Raw genomic sequence first — 18988 nt, forward strand, 5'->3', positions numbered from 1 at the left:
ATGCCAATAGGGTCCCGCCGCGCATGGATAAGACCTACCAGCCGCACGCCATTGAAACTTCCTGGTACAACACCTGGGAGTCCGAGAATTATTTCGCTCCGCAAGGCGCGGGCGATTCCTACACCATCATGATTCCGCCGCCGAACGTCACCGGCAGCCTGCACATGGGCCACGGCTTCAACAACGCGATCATGGACGCCCTGATCCGTTTCCGCCGCATGCAGGGTCGCGACACCCTGTGGCAGCCGGGCACCGACCACGCCGGTATCGCCACGCAGATGCTGGTGGAGCGCCGCCTCGAAGCCCAGGGCCAGAATCGCCATGACCTGGGTCGCGAAAAATTCCTCGAAAAAGTCTGGGAATGGAAAGACGAGTCCGGCGGCAATATCAGCCGTCAGATCCGTCGCCTGGGCTCGTCCGTGGACTGGAGCCGCGAGCGCTTCACCATGGACGACGGCCTCTCGGAAGCAGTGAAGGAAGCTTTCGTGCGCCTGCACGAAGATGGTTTGATTTATCGCGGCAAGCGCCTGGTCAACTGGGATACCAAGCTGCACACCGCGATTTCCGACCTCGAAGTGGAAAACCACGACGAAAAAGGTTTCCTCTGGAACCTGAAGTACCCGCTGGCCGACGGCGCCAAGACCGCCGAAGGCAAGGATTACCTGATCGTTGCCACCACGCGTCCGGAAACCATGCTCGGCGACGCGGCCGTGGCGGTAAACCCGAACGACGAGCGCTACAAAGCCCTGATCGGCCAGTTCGTCGAGCTGCCGCTGGTGGGTCGCCGCATCCCGATCATCGCCGATGACTACTGCGACCCTGAATTCGGCACCGGCTGCGTGAAGATCACACCGGCCCACGATTTCAACGACTACGAAGTCGGCAAGCGCCACAACCTGCCGCTGCTGAACATCTTCGACAAGAACGCCAACGTCTTGCCGGCCGCCCAGGTGTTCAATCTCGACGGCACCCTGAACGAAAGCATCGACGGCAAGATCCCGGCCGAATATTCCGGCCTGGACCGTTTCGAAGCACGCAAGCAGATCGTCGCCGCATTCGATGCCGCCGGCCTGCTGGTCAGCGTTGACGACCACGGCCTGAAAGTCCCGAAAGGCGACCGTTCCGGCACCGTCATCGAGCCGTGGCTGACCGACCAATGGTATGTATCCACCAAGCCCCTGGCCGAGCCGGCAATTGCTGCGGTGGAAGATGGCCGCATCCAGTTCGTGCCCAAGCAATACGAAAACATGTACTTCTCGTGGATGCGCGACATCCAGGACTGGTGCATCAGCCGCCAGCTGTGGTGGGGCCACCGCATTCCGGCCTGGTACGACGAATCGGGTAAGGTCTATGTCGGCCGCGATGAAGCCGAGGTGCGCGCCAAGCACAACCTGGGCCCTGACATTGCACTGCAACAGGACAACGACGTACTCGACACCTGGTTCAGCTCCGGCCTGTGGACCTTCTCGACCCTGGGCTGGCCGCAGCAGACCGAGTTCCTGAAGAAATTCCACTCCACCGACGTGCTGGTCACCGGCTTCGACATCATTTTCTTCTGGGTCGCCCGGATGATCATGCTGACCATGCACCTGGTGAAGAACGAAGACGGCACGCCGCAGGTACCGTTCAAGACTGTCTACGTGCACGGTCTGGTGCGCGACGGCCAGGGCCAGAAGATGTCCAAGTCCAAGGGTAACGTCCTGGACCCGCTGGACATCATCGACGGTATCGATCTGGAAACCCTGGTCCAGAAGCGCACCTCCGGCCTGATGCAGCCAAAACTGGCGAAGAAGATCGAGAAAGCCACCCGCGAAGAGTTCGCCGACGGCATCGCCAGCTATGGCACCGACGCCCTGCGTTTCACCTTCTGCTCGCTGGCGTCCACCGGTCGCGACATCAAGTTCGACATGGGCCGCGTCGAAGGCTACCGCAACTTCTGCAACAAGATCTGGAACGCGGCGCGCTACGTGCTGGACAAAGGCGAAGACTGCGGTCAGAACGGCGAAGCTTACGAACTGACCCTGGCGGATCGCTGGATTATCTCCCAGCTGCAACGTACCGAAGCCGAAGTGACCCGTCAGCTGGATCAGTTCCGCTTCGACCTGGCCGCACAAGCCTTGTACGAGTTCATCTGGAACCAGTACTGCGACTGGTACCTGGAACTGTCCAAGCCCGTACTGTGGGACGAAAATGCACCGCTCGAGCGCCAGCGCGGCACCCGCCGCACCCTGGTCAGAGTCCTGGAAGTGGCCCTGCGCCTGGCGCATCCGTTCATGCCGTTCATCACCGAGGAAATCTGGCAGCGCGTCGCACCGCTGGCAGGTGTCCAAGGCAAGACGATCATGCTGCAACCTTGGCCTGTGGCCAATGAAACCCGCATCGATCCGGCTGCCGAAGACGACATCGAATGGCTCAAGACCTTCATGCTGGGCCTGCGCAACATCCGCGCCGAAATGAACATCGGCCCGGGCAAGCCGCTGGCGTTGTTCCTCAAGAACGCCAACGCCGAAGACCTGCGTCGCCTGGAAGCAAACGAAGCACTGCTCAAGAAGCTCGCCAAGCTCGAGTCGGTGACGGTCCTGTCAGCAGGCGAGGAAGCGCCTCTGTCCGCCACGGCTCTGGTCGGGGAAATGGAAGTGCTGGTACCGATGGCCGGCCTGATCGACAAGACGGCGGAACTCGCCCGTCTGGACAAGGAAATCCTGCGCTTGAAGGGTGAAGTACAGCGTGTGGGCGGCAAGCTGTCCAACGCCGGCTTCGTCGATAAGGCGCCGGCTGAAGTCATCGAGAAGGAACGCGCCAAACTGGCCGAGGCTGAACAGGCCCTGGGCAAACTGGCTGAGCAGCATGCGCGGATCTCTAGCCTGTAAGGGCGATTCGTCGTCGAAAGAAGGAGGCCCTGGTGGCCTCTTTTTTTCTGCCTGACACTTTCTCCCGATCACCGAAAATCCCCTGTGGGAGCGGGCTTGCTCGCGAAAACGCTGGATCAGTCAGCTCATTGACTAACTGGCATACCGCTTTCGCGAGCAAGCCCGCTACCACATTTGAACAGCGCAAGCCTCAAGGGCCGTCTGGATATGGGACAATGCCCGCCACTTCCTGAACCGCCCGAATCGACCCGCCCATGACCGCCCCCCGCACACCCAAACCTGCACGCAAGAAGCCCGCTCCCGCCCCCGCAGCTCAGCGTGAAAAGGCCAGCCTGCACCCGCGCAACCGCCACCAGGGTCGCTATGATTTCCCGGCACTGATCAAGAGCACGCCGGAACTGGCCAAGTTCGTGATCATCAACCCGTATGGCAAGGAAAGCATCGATTTCGCCAGCCCCGAGGCGGTGCGTGTGTTCAACCGAGCGCTGCTCAAGTCCTTCTATGGCATCGCCCATTGGGACATTCCAACCAACTACCTGTGCCCTCCCGTGCCTGGCCGTGCGGACTATGTGCATTTTCTTGCCGATCTGCTCGCCAGCCACAACGAAGGAGAAATTCCGCGGGGTGCGGCAGTGAAGGTGTTGGACATCGGCACCGGCGCCAATTGTGTGTATCCGCTGATTGGCTACAGCGATTACCGCTGGCACTTCCTGGGTTCGGACATCGATCCGACGGCCATCGCCTCGGCCAAGGCGATTGTCCAGTCAAACGGGTTGAACAAGGCTATCCAACTGCGCCAACAGACTGATCGCAAGCAGATCCTGCTGGGGCTGCTGGACGAAACCGAGCGGTTCGACCTGACGATGTGCAATCCGCCCTTCCATGCGTCCCTGGAGGAAGCTACCAAGGGCAGCCAGCGCAAATGGCGCGCCTTGGGCAAGGCCGATCCGAAACGCAAACTGCCGGTGTTGAACTTCGGCGGCCAGGCGGCCGAACTATGGTGCGAGGGTGGAGAAGCCCGCTTCGTGACGCAATTGATCGCCGAGAGCGCACAGGTCGCCCGACAGGTGCTGTGGTTCAGCACACTGGTGTCGAAGGCGTCGAACCTGCCGGCGATCCAGGCGGCGCTGAAAAAAGCCGGCGCGCAACACAGCCAGGTGGTGGAGATGTCCCAGGGGCAGAAGCAAAGCCGCTTCGTGGCCTGGACGTTTCACACCGAGGCGCATCAGCAAGCCTGGCGGCAGGTGCGTTGGATCAGCAAGCAATGACGGCCCTGATGTAAAACAATGCCCGCTGTGGGAGCGAGCCTGCTCGCGATAGCGGTGGGTCAGCCTGCATCAATGTTGAATGTACCCGCCGTCATCGCGAGCAGGCTCGCTCCTACAGGGGGGCATATCAGGCCGACCAGCTTTTGCAAGGCAACAAAAAACCGTGCCCGGATCGCTCCGCAGCACGGCTTTCCTTGAAACGAAGTCTTACTTGTTGATGCTGTCGTTCAGCGCTTTGGCTGGAACGAACTTGACCACTTTCTTGGCGGCGATTTCGATGGCAGCGCCAGTCGAAGGGTTGCGGCCGGTACGGGCAGGACGCTCGGTGACTTTCAGCTTGCCGATGCCTGGCAAGGTGATTTCACTGCCATTTTCCAGCTGATCAGCAACGATTTGGCTCAGTTGCTCCAGGGCGTTACGCGCAACGGCTTTCGATGCGCCGGAGCTTTCGGCGATATCATTGATCAGTTGGTCTTTAGTAAGAGCCATGTAGTGTTCCTTCCCTATCAAATTCATATGGATTGCAGTGTGCAATGTCAGCCATCGAGCCCGATTCCTCGGATCAGGCGCCCTCGGTCATCACCACGACGGGTCGGGGTAATAGATGCCGAAATCCGGGTTTGGTTCGACCTGACACATGCTGAATGCACGCTTTACGCTGTGCCTTCGCGTAAGACCGGGCAAAACTAGCACAACGCCTGTGAAATATCCGCCCTTAGCTACCCATTTGGTCAGCTTTATTGCGCTAAATCGGTAAAAAAATGCATATGGCGTGTCGGATGGGTCCGAAAGTCCCTTCGCGGCGCGCCAAAACCAGCGGTTGCGGTACACTGCGGCTTTTTCGGGGAGCACGCCCTCCTCTCTTTTCAACAGCCGAGAAGCCCATGCCGATCCGTCATTGCATCGTCCACCTGATCGACAAAAAACCCGACGGCACCCCCGCAGTGCTCCACGCCCGAGACTCCGAGCTGGCAGAGTCCACGGCCATCGAGAACATGCTTGCCGACCTCAACGAGAGCTACAACGCCAAGCAAGGCAAGGCCTGGGGTTTTTTCCATGCCGAGTCCGGGGCGCATCCGTTCAGCGGCTGGCTGAAGGAGTACCTGGACGGTGGCAAGGATTTCACGGCGTTCAGCCGCGTGGCGGTGGAACACCTGCAGAAGCTGATGGAAGAGTCCAACCTGTCAGTGGGCGGCCACGTGTTGTTCGCCCATTACCAACAGGGCATGACCGACTACCTGGCGATCGCCCTGCTGCACCACAGCGAAGGCGTGGCGGTGACCGACGAGCTGGACGTCACCCCGTCCCGTCACCTGGACCTGGGCCAGTTGCACCTGGCGGCGCGGATCAACGTGTCAGAGTGGCAGAACAACAAACAATCCAGGCAGTACATTTCTTTCATCAAGGGCAAGAACGGCAAAAAGGTTTCCGAGTATTTCCGCGACTTCATCGGCTGCCAGGAAGGCGTCGACGGCCCCGGCGAGACTCGCACGTTACTCAAGGCCTTCAGCGACTTCGTCGAAAGCGAAGACCTGCCTGAAGACGACGCCCGGGAAAAGACCAAGGCCCTGGTGGATTACGCCAGCAGCCAGGCCAAGCTAGGCGAGCCGGTGGGCCTGGAAGAACTCTCCGGGCTGATCGACGAAGACCGTCCGAAAGCGTTTTACGATCATATCCGCAACAAGGACTACGGCCTGTCGCCCGAGATCCCGGCGGATAAACGTACCCTCAACCAATTCCGCCGCTTCACCGGCCGTGCCGAAGGCTTGTCCATCAGCTTCGAGGCTCACCTGCTGGGCTCCAAAATCGAATATGACGAAGAAGCCGGCACGTTGATCATCAAGGGGCTGCCGACGTCCTTGACTGATCAGCTCAAGCGCCGTAACTGAGCATTTTTTTGCCGAAGTAGTGCTGGGCGCTGGCACTACGCAACCTGCTCTATTGTGTGAACACAACATCGAGGCATGAGCGGGATGTTTGAACAATACAGCGCCAGATGGCTTAATCGCGATCCATTATAAAAAACTGTCAACTCTGACAGTACTCCGCATCCAAGCTACTGCATAACCTAATAGTTAGAGGAATTAAAGCCCTCTTAATATTAAACCCAGAGCAATCGGAGAAAGAAATGACTCTTCAAGCCCCCGTCTTTACTAGCCCTGCGCCAAATAGCACAGGAAACAACCCTCCTTACGTCACTGGCAGAGGTCACCCAAACAGCGCAGTAACCATTTGGGAAACCAACAACAAAACCGCCATTCTTGGAACCGCCATATGCGATTCCGATGGAAATTTTGCCACCACATTAAATCTCAATCAGGCAAGCCACCAAAATTCCGGCGCAGTGTTAATAATAGGCGGAATCTGTTCGAACCCCACGGATTCGTCAGGTTACGGCCAAGATCTATTGTTCTATATTTGAACAATAAATACTCAGGGGCGCCCTTAGAAACAAGGGCCTCCCGTCATTTAACTCATATTCAAGTTTTCGCAAAAATTTTGAACCCTATCCTTGGAAAGTGCACATGCACCCTCCCGCTACGCGCGTCTTCACGGCGCAGGATCAGTTCTTCATTCCCGGCAAACAACAATTCCCCGGCTACAGGATCAACGCCGTAATCAGTCGCTGAAATGGTCACCTGTTGCCCCGCCAAAAAACCATTCGGGTCATTGAACAGTTCATCCGGGAGCACTGCCGGTGTGGCGCTCCGAGCCACTTCAAGGGCCTCTTCGGAACTCATCGCACTCGACGCACCATGGCCGAAAGCCAACACCCGCGCCAGCCAGGCCGAGACGGCCGGATACGCATCCACCAATGGCGAAGTCACCGGCGTGCCTTTGAGGAACCACAGCGGATGAGCCATGGCGAAATCGGCAATCGACGGATCGCCCAGCAGGAAATCGCCCTCTTCGCGCTGCAACTGCTGCTCGAGCCGCGCCATGATCGTCGGCCACTGATGCTTGGCCTGCTCGGCAGACAAGCGCGAGGCCGAGCCACCGCTGAATAGTCCAGCGCGGTCAGCGATGAACGCCTTGATCGCCTCAGGCGACAACTTGGCGAAACGCACGGCCATGGACTCAGGCTGGAACACCAGGCTTACCGCATGCTGGAACACCACCGAATCTGCCCAGGCCGCAAAAGATACCGCGATCATTTCCCGACCTTCGGGAAACAGCGACGGCGTGGCCTTTTCCTGCTCCAGTCGTCGAGCGATCAGAGCCGTGTCGCAATAAATATCCGCGCCGATCTGCAAAACCGGCGTCTTGCGGTAGCCGCCGGTCAACGCCGTCAGATCGGGTTTTGGCATCATTGGCGGGATATTGACCGAACGCCAGGACAGGCCTTTGAAACCCAGCAACAAGCGGGCTTTTTCGGCGAAAGGGGACGTCGGGTAATGGTGGAGAATCAGTTCTGACATGGGATTGGCCGCTGCAAGAATGAGGTCCTGCAGCTTAGCGCGCCCCCCATGGATAAGCCTACCCGCCTGATGAAGGTGTATCAGCGCGGCTGATGAAGCAACGGCGCACTCGCCACCAGACATTCCTTGGCGCTTTTCTTGAGCTTCTTGATCAAGCGCTCCTGGCGCAACGCTTCGCCCTTGTCGCGACAGGCTTCGGTGTACACCAGCGCCACCGCCGGGCTGGAAAGAAAGAAACGTGCGCCTTTGCCACTCTGATGTTTGGCGAAACGCCGCACAGGATCATCGCTGATACCGCAATACAGCGAGCCATTGGCGGCCCGTACCAGATAGACGAACCAGGGCTTGCCCGGCTCGGCCATGGCTTGCACAGGCTGCGCGGAGGATGAGTCGTCAGTCGTCACGAATACATCTACAGGCACGAAGGAAACAAGCCGCGATCTTATCAGCGACTGGCCTGGAACGCCCGTAGCCCCTTGAGTGCCTGTGCCCGGACGGCATTGCGCACCAGCGGCGTCCAGCCCAGCAACAAGCCTTTGGTGCCCAATGCCTGGCGGGACCAGCGCCACAAATCAAAGCTGTCGTGGTGCTCGCAGATCTTGCCGTCGCGAAAAACGAAGCGAGCCTGGATATCGTTGATCACGATGTTACCGGTCTGGCTGAAGAGGTAGGTCGCCACCCAATGAGCGCCACCGGAACGCTCGTCGCTGCGCACGTTATCGAAGGTCAGCGAGAAGTCCTTGGCGCGGGTGGTGAGCATGCGCCACATATCGCCCGCATCGCGCCCGCGCAGTTCGCCGAACGCCGGATCGCTGAATACCACGTCGTCGGTATAGCAGGCACTCATGGCTTCGGCGTCCAGGCGCTGGAAGGCCTGGTAGAACCGGGTGATCAAGGCGTTATGGGCGTCACTCATAGACAGACTCCGAAAATGTTCCTGTAGACCCGGCACAATAATCTGCCGCCACGAGGAACACTACTGTCATTAGCCATGAAAATAACATCAGCGAAGGTCGGTGACTTTCTCACTGCTGACCCCGACATACACCGCCCGGCCCGCACCGATGCCAGCGATGATTGCGCCCAGGCCGATGAGACCGAAAATCCAACCCAGGGCTTGCCATCCACCGGTCCAGTCGTGCACCACGCCGACGGCGAACGGTCCCAGGGACGCCAACGTATAACCAAAGCCCTGGGCCATGCTGGAGAGGTTCGCAGCCACATGGGCGTCCCGTGAGCGCAGCACAATCAGCGTTAGCGCCAGGCTGAACGTCGCGCCCTGTCCCAGGCCAAGCAGGACCGCCCAGCCCCACAAACCTTCGAGGGGCGCGTAGAGGCAGCCAAACAGTCCACCCAACACCATGACCATGACCGTGACAATGGCCAGCCGCTGGTCCTGGCCACGAGTCGCCAGCCAGGGTGCGGCCAGTGAACTTACCAACTGAACGATGACCGAGCCCGACAGCACCAGTCCGGCCTGGGTCGGGGTCAGACCACGGCCGATGAGAATCGACGGCAGCCAGCCGAACACGATATAGGCCAGGGACGATTGCAGCCCCATGTACAACGTCACCTGCCAGGCCAGCGGATCACGCAACAGGCCGCGTACCCGATAGGCCGCCTGATGGGCGCCCTGCTTCTGGCCCACCTGGGGCAACCAGCACACTACCGCCAACAACGCCGGCACCATCCAGAAACCCAGGCCCAGGTTCCAACTATGGTTCAACTGCTCGCTCAACGGCACCGTCGCCCCGGCAGCCATCGCGGCGCCCAGGCACAACGCCATGGTGTAGACGCCGGTCATGGTGCCAGCCTGCCGGGCGAAGTCGCGCTTGACGATACCTGGCAACAGTACGCCGATCACGCCAATACTGGCGCCGGCCAGGATGCTGCCGGCGAACAGTCCCACCTGGCCGAACGAACTGCGCAGGACGATCCCGCCAGCAAGCGTCAATAAAATCCCCAGCACCACACGTTCGGCACCGAAGCGCCGCGCCAGCACTGGGGCCAGCGGCGCGAACAGGCCGAGGCAAAGCACCGGCAGCGTCGTCAGCAAACCGGCCTGGGCGGCCGACAGGCCAAGGCTTTTCGAGACCTCGCTGAGCAACGGCGCCATGCTCGATAGCGCTGGACGCAGGTTCAGCGCCACCAGAATCAACCCGAGCAGCAGCAACCAGGGCCGCTGCACCTGCGGATGCGCCTGGACCTGCTCGTCATCGGCTTCGGCATCGATCAACAGTTCTTCGAGTTCGGCAGCGCGCTTGGGCGCCGTCGAGGCAGTGTGGTCAAGCAAATCGCGGGACATGGAAAACTCTGGGGCTTGAAGGCAACCGCATGGCGAAAACCAGCGGTGATGCACCGTTGCAGGCGTTGAACCGCTCCAGCGGCTGGCCGGCCAGCGCTGAGGTAGCGGAGAAATATCAGACATGAGGCTCGTTCTTTCACCCGTTTAAGGGATGAAATTTCTGACATGTTAGTCAGGTTCTTCTGAGCGAACAAGGGCCTAGGTTTGGAAGGCAGCAAAAGGAGCGTCATTTTTAGATTGGCAAAACCACCCCATATGGGTAATTTATAAAACAAGGCATCGATTTCTTATGGAAAAGAACACACCCCATTACGACTTGGCGGTGGTCAAGGCAGAAGTCAGCAGGCTGGGATACAAGGCCTTCACGATGAGCGCATGGGAAGGCGCTCGGAGAATGGGTTTGAACCTGACTCGGATGCTACGAATCATCGAAGGGCTGGCCCCTCGAATGCTTCAAAAATCGATGACGACCTATGCCGCTCACCGAATCTGGCAGGACGTTTACCACACGACATTTCAGGACCTGGAGATTTACATCAAGGTGACGTACCGCCCCGGCGGTGGACACCCTGTAGTCTCCTTCAAGGAGAGAAACCCATGAAAAAACAACAATGCGTCAGCTGCGGCGCCCATGATGCGATGCACCATTTCGAAGGCCGTAGCTTTACCGTCGACTACAAGCAGGTGGCGCGGCAGGTGCACGACATCTCCGGGTGGGAATGCCAGGCCTGCGGCGAGATCGAATTCGATCATGACACTGACAGCGCACAACGCTACGCCAAGGCCAGCGATCAATTGCTCGAAGACTGTGTCCAAGCAGTGGCCGCCGAGATCAAGCGTATCCGCCGCAAACTGCACCTCACGCAGAAAGAGGCCGTCAAACTGCTGTCCGGCGCTGGACACAATGCCTTTTCCCGCTACGAGCGAGGGGAAGTGTCCCCACCCCAGCCGTTGCTCACGCTGATGCGCCTGCTGGATCGCCACCCCCATCTGCTGGCCGAGATCCAGGTGTTGAACGAAGGGGCCGACTTGCGGCAATTGTTGCTTGAACGTTACCCGGAACGGGAAACCGTGTTGGCGCCTTGAAGCGAAACATACAAAAAACAAACCCGGACAAGTCCGGGTTTATTTTTCATGACCTGCCGATCAATGCAGGATCTGGCTCAGGAACAGCTTGGTCCGATCACTCTGCGGGTTGTCGAAGAAGTCGTTCGGCGCGGCCTGCTCGACGATTTCGCCCTTGTCCATAAAGATCACGCGGTTGGCCACGGTGCGGGCGAAGCCCATTTCGTGGGTCACGCACAGCATGGTCATGCCGTCTTCGGCCAGGCCGATCATGGTGTCGAGTACTTCTTTCACCATCTCCGGGTCAAGCGCCGAGGTCGGCTCATCGAACAGCATGATTTTCGGCTTCATGCACAGGGCACGAGCGATCGCCACGCGCTGCTGCTGACCACCGGAAAGCTGCCCTGGGTACTTGTGTGCCTGCTCTGGAATGCGCACGCGTTCCAGGTAATGCATGGCGATTTCCTCGGCCTTGCGCTTGGGCATCTTGCGTACCCACATCGGCGCCAGGGTGCAGTTCTGCAGAATGGTCAGATGCGGGAACAGGTTGAAGTGCTGGAACACCATGCCGACTTCGCGGCGGATCGCTTCGATCTGCTTGAGGTCGTTGGTCAGTTCCACACCATCGACCACGATGCGGCCCTGCTGGTGCTCTTCCAGACGGTTGAGGCAGCGGATGGTGGTGGACTTGCCCGAACCCGACGGACCGCACAGCACGATACGCTCGCCCTGGGTGACGTTCAGGTTGATGTCTTTCAACACGTGGAACTGGCCGTACCACTTGTTTACGCCCTGCATCTGAATAATGCCTTCAGGGCCCACAGGCTTTTTGATTGCTTCACTCATGAGTCAACTCCTAACGCTTGTGGCCTGTGTCGAGCTTGCGTTCCAGATGCATGGAATAGCGCGACATACCAAAACAGAAAATCCAGAACACCAGGGCGGCGAATACATAGCCTTCAGTGGCCATGCCCAGCCATTTGGGGTCGGCGGCAGCTTGTTTCACGCTGTTGAGCAGGTCGAACAGGCCGATGATGATCACCAGACTCGTGTCCTTGAACAACGCAATGAAGGTGTTGACGATCCCCGGGATCACCAGCTTCAGGGCTTGCGGCAGAATCACCAGGCCCATACTGCGCCAGTAACCCAGGCCCATCGCCGCGGCCGCTTCGTACTGCCCTTTGGGAATGGCTTGCAGACCACCACGCACCACTTCGGCGATGTAGGCGGACTGGAACAGGATCACCCCGATCAGCGCCCGCAGCAGCTTGTCAAAGTTCATGCCCTCGGGCAGGAACAACGGCAGCATCACCGACGACATGAACAGCACCGTGATCAACGGCACGCCACGCCAGAACTCGATGAACGTCACGCAGACCACGCGGATAGCCGGCAGATTCGAGCGACGGCCCAAGGCCAGGACGATACCCAGCGGCAGGGCGCCGACGATACCGACCGTGGCAATTACCAGGGTCAGCATCAGGCCGCCCCATTGGCTGGTCGCCACGGTGTCCAGACCAAACACGCCGCCATGCAGCAGGCACCAGGCAGTGATCGGGTACAACACCAGGAAGCTCAGGCCGTAGATCGCCTTGCGCGGGAAGCGCGAGATGAACAGCGGGGCCACGCCGATCACGGCCAGCCATACGGTGAGGTCCACGCGCCAGCGCAGGTCCGCCGGGTAGTAGCCGTACATGAACTGGCCGAAACGTTGCTGGATGAACACCCAGCAGGCGCCTTCCTTGGTGCAATCGGCCCGGGTGGTGCCCACCCAGTTGGCATCCAGGATCGCCCATTGCACCAACGGCGGAACGATCAAGTAGATCAGGTAGAACGCGAACAGCGTCAACAGCGTGTTGATCCAGCTGGAGAACATGTTCGCGCGCATCCACGCCACCACACCGATGCTACTGCTCGGTGGAGGCATGTCAGGTTTGAAAGTATGGGATGTCATGCGCGTTTCCTCACCGCTCGATCAGCGCAATGCGCTTGTTGTACCAGTTCATCAGCAAGGAAATGCTGATACTGATCGCCAGGTACACGCTCATGGTGATCGCGATCACCTCGATGGCCTGGCCGGTCTGGTTCAACACCGTGCCGGCGAACAACGACACCATTTCCGGGTAACCGATACCGGCTGCCAGGGAAGAGTTTTTCGCCAGGTTCAGGTATTGGCTGGTCAGCGGCGGGATGATCACCCTCAGGGCCTGCGGAATGATCACCTTGCGCAGCGTCGGACCATTGCGCAGCCCCAGGGAGCGCGCCGCTTCGGTCTGGCCATGGCTGACCGACTTGATGCCCGACCGCACGATCTCGGCGATGAACGCCGCGGTGTACACCGTCAGTGCCAGGGTCAAGGCCAGCAGTTCGGGAATCAACACCCAGCCGCCGACAAAGTTGAAGCCCTTGAGCTGCGGAACTTCCCAGTGCACCGGGGCACCGAACATCAGCGCGCACAGCGCCGGGATGACCAGGAACAAGGCCAGGCCGACCCAGAATTTGTGAAACGGTTCGCCGGTTTCCTCGAAGCGCTTGGTGGCCCAGCGGCTCATCAGCACGATGGCGACAATCGCCAGCACGATGCTGATCACGAACGGCCAGAACCCGTCGGTCACCATCGCCGCCGGCATGTTCAGGCCCCGGCTGCTGACAAAGAAGGTGTCGCCGATATTGTGAGCGGCACGCGGTCCCGGCATGCTCAGGAAGACTGCGAAATACCAGAACAGGATTTGCAGCAGCGGCGGAATGTTACGGAAAACCTCTACATAAACGGTTGCCAGCTTGGAGATGATCCAGTTCTGCGACAAGCGGGCAACGCCGATGATGAACCCCAGGATGGTTGCCAGTATTACGCCGATGAACGTCACCAGCAGTGTATTGAGCAACCCGATGACAAAGACGCGGGCATAACTGTCCGCCTCGGTGTAATCGATCAGGTGTTGAGCGATGCCGAACCCGGCACTGCGCTCCAGGAAGCCGAAACCGGAGGTAATGCCCCGGTGCTGAAGGTTGGTCTGTGTGTTATCGAACAGATACCAGCCCAGCGAAATAACCGCCACGACCGTGACGATCTGAAATACCCACGCACGCACTCGTGGATCGCTGAGGCTGAGCCTCTGCTTAGGTGCGCCGACTGAATTTTGCATGAAGTGCCCCGCAAGAAATGGAACAGAACATCACCCGGTGGTTGGCCCACCGGGTGATAGAACCATCAGCGCACTGGTGGTGCGTATTGGATGCCGCCAGCGTTCCACAGCGCGTTCAGGCCGCGATCGATTTCCAGCGGAGTGCTCTTGCCGAGGTTGCGCTCGAACATTTCACCGTAGTTGCCGACTTGCTTGACGATCTGAACGACCCAGTCTTTCGGCAGTTTCAGGTCCTTGCCGTATTCACCGTCGGCGCCCAGCATACGAGCGACGTCAGGGTTCTTGGTGGACTTGGCTTCAGCTTCGACGTTCTTCGAAGTCACGCCAGCTTCTTCAGCGTTGAGCAGGGCGTAGCCGGTCCAGCGCACGATGGCCAGCCACTCGTCGTCGCCATTACGCACGACCGGGCCCAGAGGCTCCTTGGAAATGGTTTCCGGCAGCACCACGTAGTCCTTCGGCGAGGCCAGCTTGCTGCGCTGGGCGAACAGTTGGGACTTGTCGGAGGTCAGCACGTCGCAACGACCGGATTCCAGCGACTTGGCGCTTTCATCGGAAGTGTCGAAGGTGATCGGGGTGTACTTCAGGCCATTGGCGCGGAAGTAGTCGGAAACGTTCAGCTCGGTGGTGGTACCGGCCTGGATACAGATGGTCGCACCGTCCAGTTCCTTGGCGCTCTTGACGCCCAGCTTGCTGTTGGCCAGGAAACCGATGCCATCGTAATAAGTAATGAAGCCCGGGAATTTCAGGCCCATGCCCGCGTCACGGGAGCTGGTCATGGTGGAGTTGCGCGAGAGCACGTCGATTTCGCCGGACTGCAGCGCGGTGAAGCGCTCCTTGGCGTTCAACTGGCTGAACTTGACCTTGGTCGCATCGCCGAATACCGCGGCGGCCACGGCACGGCAGAAGTCAGCATCGATACCGACAATCTTGCCGTTGGAATCAGGCACCGAGAAACCCGGCAGGCCATCACTCACGCCGCAGCGCACTTCGCCTCTTTTCTTCACGGCGTCCAGGGTCGCACCCGCCTGTGCGAACCCGCTGACACCGAGCACTGCTGCTGCGGTCACGACAGCCAGGGTGGATTTCAGTAACTTCATTCAAACCTCCAGTTTTGCTCTTGTTGTGTCGGAGCTCGAGTCCTGTCGCACCCTTTTGGGGCATTGCCGACCCTTGTTGGCTTTTTCTAGGGTCAACCGACGTCTGGACCTTCGCTATGAGTCTATTGATGAGATGCCCGCAATCAAACGGCCATGCTCATTTCTCACCAATCGGCCGAACGGGCTGTAGCCCTTCACGTTCGCGAAGCCCGTAGCGGCTATTGGCGAACATCCATCACCGGATTTCTGATATCCCATGCGTCGCGTCGAACTGATAGTGTTACCGCGTAGCCTAAGAATCATCACTCAGCTACCCCATAGCAAAGCCCGTACCAGAGCGCTGCGCTTGGCCCTTGTAAAAGTCGTCAAGACAAAAACTTTCAACTTTGCGACATCTAATTAACTGAGGCACCGGACTTGCACCGCAATCACGCACTGATTGGGCGCACCCGCACAGATTTGGAGCACAACCATGACCGACCCCTTGATTCTCGAGCCCAGCGGCACTGCCGATGCGTGTGTTATCTGGCTCCACGGCCTGGGTGCCGATCGTTTTGACTTTCTGCCGGTAGCCGAAATGCTGCAGCAAAGTCTGCTCACCACACGTTTCGTTCTACCTCAGGCACCGACCCAGCCGGTAACGATCAATGGCGGTTATGCCATGCCCAGCTGGTACGACATCCGGGCGCTGAGCCCGGCGCGCGCTATTGACGAACAACAGTTGGAAGTGTCGGCCCAGCGGGTCATCGACCTGGTCGAAACCCAGCGAGCCAGCGGAATAGACGCCTCGCGGATTTTCCTGGCGGGCTTCTCCCAAGGCGGCGCAGTGGTCTATCACACGGCATTCCTGAAATGGGAGGGACCATTGGGAGGTGTGATCGCCCTGTCTACTTATGCACCGACGTTCAGTGAGCAGTTACAGTTGTCAGCCAGCCAGCAGCGCATTCCGGTGCTGGCACTGCATGGACAATACGACGAAGTGGTGCTCAACCCCATGGGACGGACCGCGAAGGAGTATCTGAAGCAGCATGGTGTCACCGTGACATGGCAGGAATACCCAATGGGGCACGAAGTGTTACCCGAAGAGATTCGCGACATCGGCACCTGGCTGACCGAGCGGTTGCGCTGAGCGGCAGTTCACTATGCCCAGCTGTTGATGAACACACTACGCCGCGCCCGTTTCTTGCATTACACTGGCCGGCGTACATTCCTTAACCAATCGATGAGATGACCGTGCTCAAAGCACTCAAGAAGATGTTCGGTAAAAGCGAGGCCGAGCAGCTCGCACCCAGCGCTCCCGTCCCCGGCCCGAGCCGCACCGAAGCGCCACAGCAATCGCGTCGGCCCGCACCTGTTGCAGAGACGAAAGAGCCCGCAGCCCAGCCTGTCACCGCCAAGGCGTCGCAAAAGCCACGCAGTGAACCCTCCAAGCCACGCCGCGAACGCGCGCCCAAGCCGCCGGTCGTCGCGTGGAAGCTCGAGGACTTCGTCGTAGAACCTCAGGAAGGCAAGACGCGCTTCCATGATTTCAAGCTCGCCCCGGAACTGATGCATGCCATCCAGGACCTCGGCTTCCCCTACTGCACGCCGATCCAGGCGCAGGTGCTGGGTTACACCTTGGCGGGCAAGGACGCGATCGGCCGTGCCCAGACCGGGACCGGCAAGACCGCCGCGTTCCTGATTTCCACCATCACCCAATTGCTGCAGACGCCTCCGCCCAAGGAGCGCTACATGGGCGAGCCGAGAGCCTTGATCATCGCCCCGACCCGCGAGCTGGTGGTGCAGATCGCCAAGGACGCCGTCGACCTGACCAAGTACACCGGCCTCAATGTCATGACCTTCGTCGGCGGCATGGACTTCGACAAACAGCTCAAGCAGCTTGAAGCCCGTCACTGCGACATCCTGGTCGCGACGCCGGGCCGCCTGCTGGATTTCAATCAGCGCGGCGATGTGCACCTGGACATGGTCGAAGTGATGGTGCTGGACGAAGCCGACCGCATGCTCGACATGGGCTTCATCCCGCAGGTTCGCCAGATCATTCGCCAGACGCCACCCAAAAGCGAACGCCAGACGTTGCTGTTCTCCGCCACCTTCACCGACGACGTGATGAACCTCGCCAAGCAATGGACCACCGACCCGGCCATCGTCGAAATCGAAGCCGAGAACGTCGCCAGTGAAAACGTCGAGCAACACATCTATGCAGTGGCCGGTGCCGACAAATACAAGCTGCTCTACAACCTGATCAACGACAACGGTTGGGAGCGGGTAATGGTGTTTGCCAACCGCAAGGACGAGGTGCGACGCATCGAGGAGCGCCTGGTACGCGATGGCGTCAACGCGGCGCAACTGTCGGGCGACGTGCCACAGCACAAGCGCATCAAGACGCTGGAAGGCTTTCGTGAAGGCAAGATCCGCGTGCTGGTGGCTACCGATGTCGCCGGTCGCGGCATTCACATCGATGGTATCAGCCATGTGATCAACTTCACCCTGCCGGAAGTCCCCGACGACTACGTGCACCGCATCGGTCGAACCGGTCGCGCAGGCGCCGAGGGCGTGTCCATCAGCTTCGCCGGTGAGGACGACTCCTATCAGCTCCCGTCCATCGAGGCGTTGCTGGGTCGCAAAATCAGCTGCGAAATGCCGCCTACCCACCTTTTGCGGCCGGTCGAACGCAAGCGTTCCTGACGCTCGCCGCACGTCTCAAAAGCGCAGCCACTCTGGCTGCGTTTTTTTTGCCCGGGATATTGCCCGATTAAACTAAAAGTCCATAATGGACAAATAAGTTTAAAATGCATCCCGGAGTCCACGATGCCCAGCACACCCGTTGTGATGATCCACGCCCAAGCCCGAGAACTGCTCGTACACGTCGATGTACCGCAGATCCTGCGCAAGCTGTTCCGTGACCTCGCCGCCGGGCTGGCGGTTCAACCGCCCCAACAGCTGGTTGTGTTTCCCAAGGGCGCCGGGGATTTCATCAATTATCTGGGCGTGTTGTCAGAAGATCAGGTGTACGGGGTCAAGACCTCGCCCTATATCGTCGGCGAACAAGGTCCGCTGGTCACTGCGTGGACCTTGCTGATGTCAATGCAGACCGGGCAGCCGCTGCTGCTGTGCGATGCCGCCGAGCTGACAACTGCCCGCACCGCCGCCACCACGGCCGTCGCGGTCGATGCCCTCGCCCCGAGGCAGGCCCGGCGCCTGGCTGTTATCGGCAGCGGCGCGGTGGCGCGGGCTCATGTGCGTTACGTCCAGGGACTGCGGGACTGGGAAGGCATACGCCTTTACTCGCCGGGCCTGAAGACGAAAACAGCGCAGGAGATGAGTTTGATCGCTGATTTGGACCCACGCCTGGAAATTACCGACTCTCTCGAAGCGGCGGTGCGTGACGCCGATGTAGTGATGCTCTGCACCTCCTCGGCCAATGCAGTGCTTGATCCGAGAACACTGGGCAAACCGGCACTGATCACGTCCATCAGCACCAACGCCCCGCGGGCCCATGAGGTGCCGCCACAAAGCCTCAATGACATGGATGTGTTCTGCGACTATCGTCAGACCACGCCGGCTTCGGCCGGAGAAATGCTGATCGCCGGCGAGCAGCATGGCTGGGATGCATCGCACATCGTCGGCGACTTGCCGGAGCTGCTCAGCGAACGGGTTGCGCTTCCGAACTATGAACGCCATGTGTTCTTCCGCTCCATCGGCCTGGGACTGGAGGATGTTGCGCTGGCGAATGCGCTTTACCGGTTATGCGTCCAAGACTGACACCACTCGATCCCTGTGGGAGCGGGCTTGCCCGCGAAGCGGTGTGTCAGCCACAT

At 59.6% G+C, this 18988-nt stretch carries 18 protein-coding genes; 9 read left to right on the forward strand and 9 right to left on the reverse strand.

Going from position 1 to position 18988, the window contains the following annotated elements; all coding sequences use genetic code 11:
• Positions 1–23: 23 nt before the first annotated feature.
• Entirely contained in the window at positions 24–2870 is a 2847-nt protein-coding gene (locus LCU97_RS11570) for a valine--tRNA ligase (protein ID WP_232776455.1), read from the forward strand.
• A 254-nt stretch (positions 2871–3124) separates the two neighbouring features.
• Positions 3125–4138 (forward strand): 23S rRNA (adenine(1618)-N(6))-methyltransferase RlmF, encoded by a 1014-nt coding sequence (gene rlmF / locus LCU97_RS11575; protein WP_232776457.1) that lies wholly within the window; start codon positions 3125–3127, stop codon positions 4136–4138.
• Between the two features lie 207 nt (positions 4139–4345).
• On the opposite strand, the gene LCU97_RS11580 is transcribed toward rlmF, so the two are convergent.
• The gene (locus tag LCU97_RS11580) at positions 4346–4627 is read right to left on the reverse strand and encodes an HU family DNA-binding protein (RefSeq protein ID WP_053146727.1); all 282 of its coding nucleotides are present in this window, start codon (positions 4625–4627) and stop codon (positions 4346–4348) included.
• A gap of 395 nt (positions 4628–5022) precedes the next feature.
• Between LCU97_RS11580 and yejK the strand changes: the two genes are divergently transcribed.
• Entirely contained in the window at positions 5023–6027 is a 1005-nt protein-coding gene (gene yejK / locus LCU97_RS11585) for a nucleoid-associated protein YejK (protein ID WP_053146725.1), read from the forward strand.
• A gap of 239 nt (positions 6028–6266) precedes the next feature.
• A complete protein-coding gene (locus LCU97_RS26810; RefSeq protein ID WP_408636375.1) occupies positions 6267–6560 on the forward strand; it encodes an Ig-like domain-containing protein in 294 nt (97 codons plus the stop codon).
• A 58-nt stretch (positions 6561–6618) separates the two neighbouring features.
• Here LCU97_RS26810 and LCU97_RS11590 read toward each other — a convergent pair whose 3' ends face one another.
• The 4 genes from LCU97_RS11590 to LCU97_RS11605 all read right to left on the reverse strand — a co-directional run bounded on the left by LCU97_RS11590 (position 6619) and on the right by LCU97_RS11605 (position 9862).
• Positions 6619–7557 (reverse strand): glutathione S-transferase family protein, encoded by a 939-nt coding sequence (locus LCU97_RS11590; protein WP_232776458.1) that lies wholly within the window; start codon positions 7555–7557, stop codon positions 6619–6621.
• An 80-nt stretch (positions 7558–7637) separates the two neighbouring features.
• A complete protein-coding gene (locus LCU97_RS11595) occupies positions 7638–7919 on the reverse strand; it encodes a GIY-YIG nuclease family protein (RefSeq protein WP_082339623.1) in 282 nt (93 codons plus the stop codon).
• Between the two features lie 83 nt (positions 7920–8002).
• Complete coding sequence (locus LCU97_RS11600; RefSeq protein WP_217861316.1) at positions 8003–8473, reverse strand: nuclear transport factor 2 family protein; 471 nt, start codon at positions 8471–8473, stop codon at positions 8003–8005.
• A gap of 87 nt (positions 8474–8560) precedes the next feature.
• Positions 8561–9862, reverse strand: a complete 1302-nt coding sequence (locus tag LCU97_RS11605) for a CynX/NimT family MFS transporter (RefSeq protein WP_232776460.1) — start codon at positions 9860–9862, stop codon at positions 8561–8563.
• A gap of 289 nt (positions 9863–10151) precedes the next feature.
• Here LCU97_RS11605 and LCU97_RS11610 point away from each other — a divergent pair, with 289 nt between their 5' ends.
• Together LCU97_RS11610 and LCU97_RS11615 are read left to right on the forward strand one after the other, a co-directional pair.
• On the forward strand, positions 10152–10463 hold the full coding sequence (locus LCU97_RS11610) for a type II toxin-antitoxin system MqsR family toxin (RefSeq protein WP_232776462.1): 312 nt from the start codon (positions 10152–10154) through the stop codon (positions 10461–10463).
• Complete coding sequence (locus LCU97_RS11615; RefSeq protein WP_232776464.1) at positions 10460–10948, forward strand: type II toxin-antitoxin system MqsA family antitoxin; 489 nt, start codon at positions 10460–10462, stop codon at positions 10946–10948. The genes LCU97_RS11610 and LCU97_RS11615 overlap by 4 nt, the downstream gene beginning before the upstream one ends.
• Before the next feature lie 60 nt (positions 10949–11008).
• Here LCU97_RS11615 and LCU97_RS11620 read toward each other — a convergent pair whose 3' ends face one another.
• The 4 genes from LCU97_RS11620 to LCU97_RS11635 form a co-directional block, all read right to left on the reverse strand.
• Entirely contained in the window at positions 11009–11773 is a 765-nt protein-coding gene (locus tag LCU97_RS11620; protein ID WP_053146708.1) for an amino acid ABC transporter ATP-binding protein, read from the reverse strand.
• Positions 11774–11783: 10 nt separating this feature from the next.
• Positions 11784–12881, reverse strand: a complete 1098-nt coding sequence (locus LCU97_RS11625) for an amino acid ABC transporter permease (RefSeq protein WP_053146706.1) — start codon at positions 12879–12881, stop codon at positions 11784–11786.
• Positions 12882–12891: 10 nt separating this feature from the next.
• Positions 12892–14073: an amino acid ABC transporter permease gene (locus LCU97_RS11630; RefSeq protein ID WP_053146704.1), complete on the reverse strand. Its 1182-nt coding sequence runs from the start codon at positions 14071–14073 to the stop codon at positions 12892–12894.
• A gap of 65 nt (positions 14074–14138) precedes the next feature.
• On the reverse strand, positions 14139–15170 hold the full coding sequence (locus tag LCU97_RS11635; RefSeq protein WP_053146703.1) for an amino acid ABC transporter substrate-binding protein: 1032 nt from the start codon (positions 15168–15170) through the stop codon (positions 14139–14141).
• A 472-nt stretch (positions 15171–15642) separates the two neighbouring features.
• Between LCU97_RS11635 and LCU97_RS11640 the strand changes: the two genes are divergently transcribed.
• The 3 genes from LCU97_RS11640 to LCU97_RS11650 all read left to right on the forward strand — a co-directional run bounded on the left by LCU97_RS11640 (position 15643) and on the right by LCU97_RS11650 (position 18932).
• Positions 15643–16299: an alpha/beta hydrolase gene (locus LCU97_RS11640; protein WP_053146701.1), complete on the forward strand. Its 657-nt coding sequence runs from the start codon at positions 15643–15645 to the stop codon at positions 16297–16299.
• Between the two features lie 98 nt (positions 16300–16397).
• Positions 16398–17855 (forward strand): ATP-dependent RNA helicase RhlB, encoded by a 1458-nt coding sequence (gene rhlB, locus LCU97_RS11645; protein ID WP_232776465.1) that lies wholly within the window; start codon positions 16398–16400, stop codon positions 17853–17855.
• Between the two features lie 123 nt (positions 17856–17978).
• On the forward strand, positions 17979–18932 hold the full coding sequence (locus LCU97_RS11650) for an ornithine cyclodeaminase family protein (RefSeq protein WP_232776467.1): 954 nt from the start codon (positions 17979–17981) through the stop codon (positions 18930–18932).
• Positions 18933–18988: the final 56 nt, after the last annotated feature.

It is taken from the genome of Pseudomonas uvaldensis, assembly GCF_021271205.1.
GTDB classification, from domain to species: domain Bacteria; phylum Pseudomonadota; class Gammaproteobacteria; order Pseudomonadales; family Pseudomonadaceae; genus Aquipseudomonas; species Aquipseudomonas uvaldensis.

Excerpts from the sequence above, each read along its gene's own strand:
- LCU97_RS11570 (WP_232776455.1), top strand. The coding sequence starts at position 24 with ATGGATAAGACCTACCAGCCGCACGCCATTGAAACTTCCTGGTACAAC.
- LCU97_RS11620 (WP_053146708.1), bottom strand. The coding sequence starts at position 11,773 with ATGAGTGAAGCAATCAAAAAGCCTGTGGGCCCTGAAGGCATTATTCAG.
- LCU97_RS11650 (WP_232776467.1), top strand. The coding sequence starts at position 17,979 with ATGCCCAGCACACCCGTTGTGATGATCCACGCCCAAGCCCGAGAACTG.
- rhlB (WP_232776465.1), top strand. The coding sequence starts at position 16,398 with ATGACCGTGCTCAAAGCACTCAAGAAGATGTTCGGTAAAAGCGAGGCC.
- LCU97_RS11605 (WP_232776460.1), bottom strand. The coding sequence starts at position 9,862 with ATGTCCCGCGATTTGCTTGACCACACTGCCTCGACGGCGCCCAAGCGC.
- LCU97_RS11625 (WP_053146706.1), bottom strand. The coding sequence starts at position 12,881 with ATGACATCCCATACTTTCAAACCTGACATGCCTCCACCGAGCAGTAGC.
- LCU97_RS11580 (WP_053146727.1), bottom strand. The coding sequence starts at position 4,627 with ATGGCTCTTACTAAAGACCAACTGATCAATGATATCGCCGAAAGCTCC.
- rlmF (WP_232776457.1), top strand. The coding sequence starts at position 3,125 with ATGACCGCCCCCCGCACACCCAAACCTGCACGCAAGAAGCCCGCTCCC.
- yejK (WP_053146725.1), top strand. The coding sequence starts at position 5,023 with ATGCCGATCCGTCATTGCATCGTCCACCTGATCGACAAAAAACCCGAC.
- LCU97_RS11590 (WP_232776458.1), bottom strand. The coding sequence starts at position 7,557 with ATGTCAGAACTGATTCTCCACCATTACCCGACGTCCCCTTTCGCCGAA.
- LCU97_RS11595 (WP_082339623.1), bottom strand. The coding sequence starts at position 7,919 with ATGGCCGAGCCGGGCAAGCCCTGGTTCGTCTATCTGGTACGGGCCGCC.
- LCU97_RS11630 (WP_053146704.1), bottom strand. The coding sequence starts at position 14,073 with ATGCAAAATTCAGTCGGCGCACCTAAGCAGAGGCTCAGCCTCAGCGAT.
- LCU97_RS26810 (WP_408636375.1), top strand. The coding sequence starts at position 6,267 with ATGACTCTTCAAGCCCCCGTCTTTACTAGCCCTGCGCCAAATAGCACA.
- LCU97_RS11615 (WP_232776464.1), top strand. The coding sequence starts at position 10,460 with ATGAAAAAACAACAATGCGTCAGCTGCGGCGCCCATGATGCGATGCAC.
- LCU97_RS11640 (WP_053146701.1), top strand. The coding sequence starts at position 15,643 with ATGACCGACCCCTTGATTCTCGAGCCCAGCGGCACTGCCGATGCGTGT.
- LCU97_RS11610 (WP_232776462.1), top strand. The coding sequence starts at position 10,152 with ATGGAAAAGAACACACCCCATTACGACTTGGCGGTGGTCAAGGCAGAA.
- LCU97_RS11635 (WP_053146703.1), bottom strand. The coding sequence starts at position 15,170 with ATGAAGTTACTGAAATCCACCCTGGCTGTCGTGACCGCAGCAGCAGTG.
- LCU97_RS11600 (WP_217861316.1), bottom strand. The coding sequence starts at position 8,473 with ATGAGTGACGCCCATAACGCCTTGATCACCCGGTTCTACCAGGCCTTC.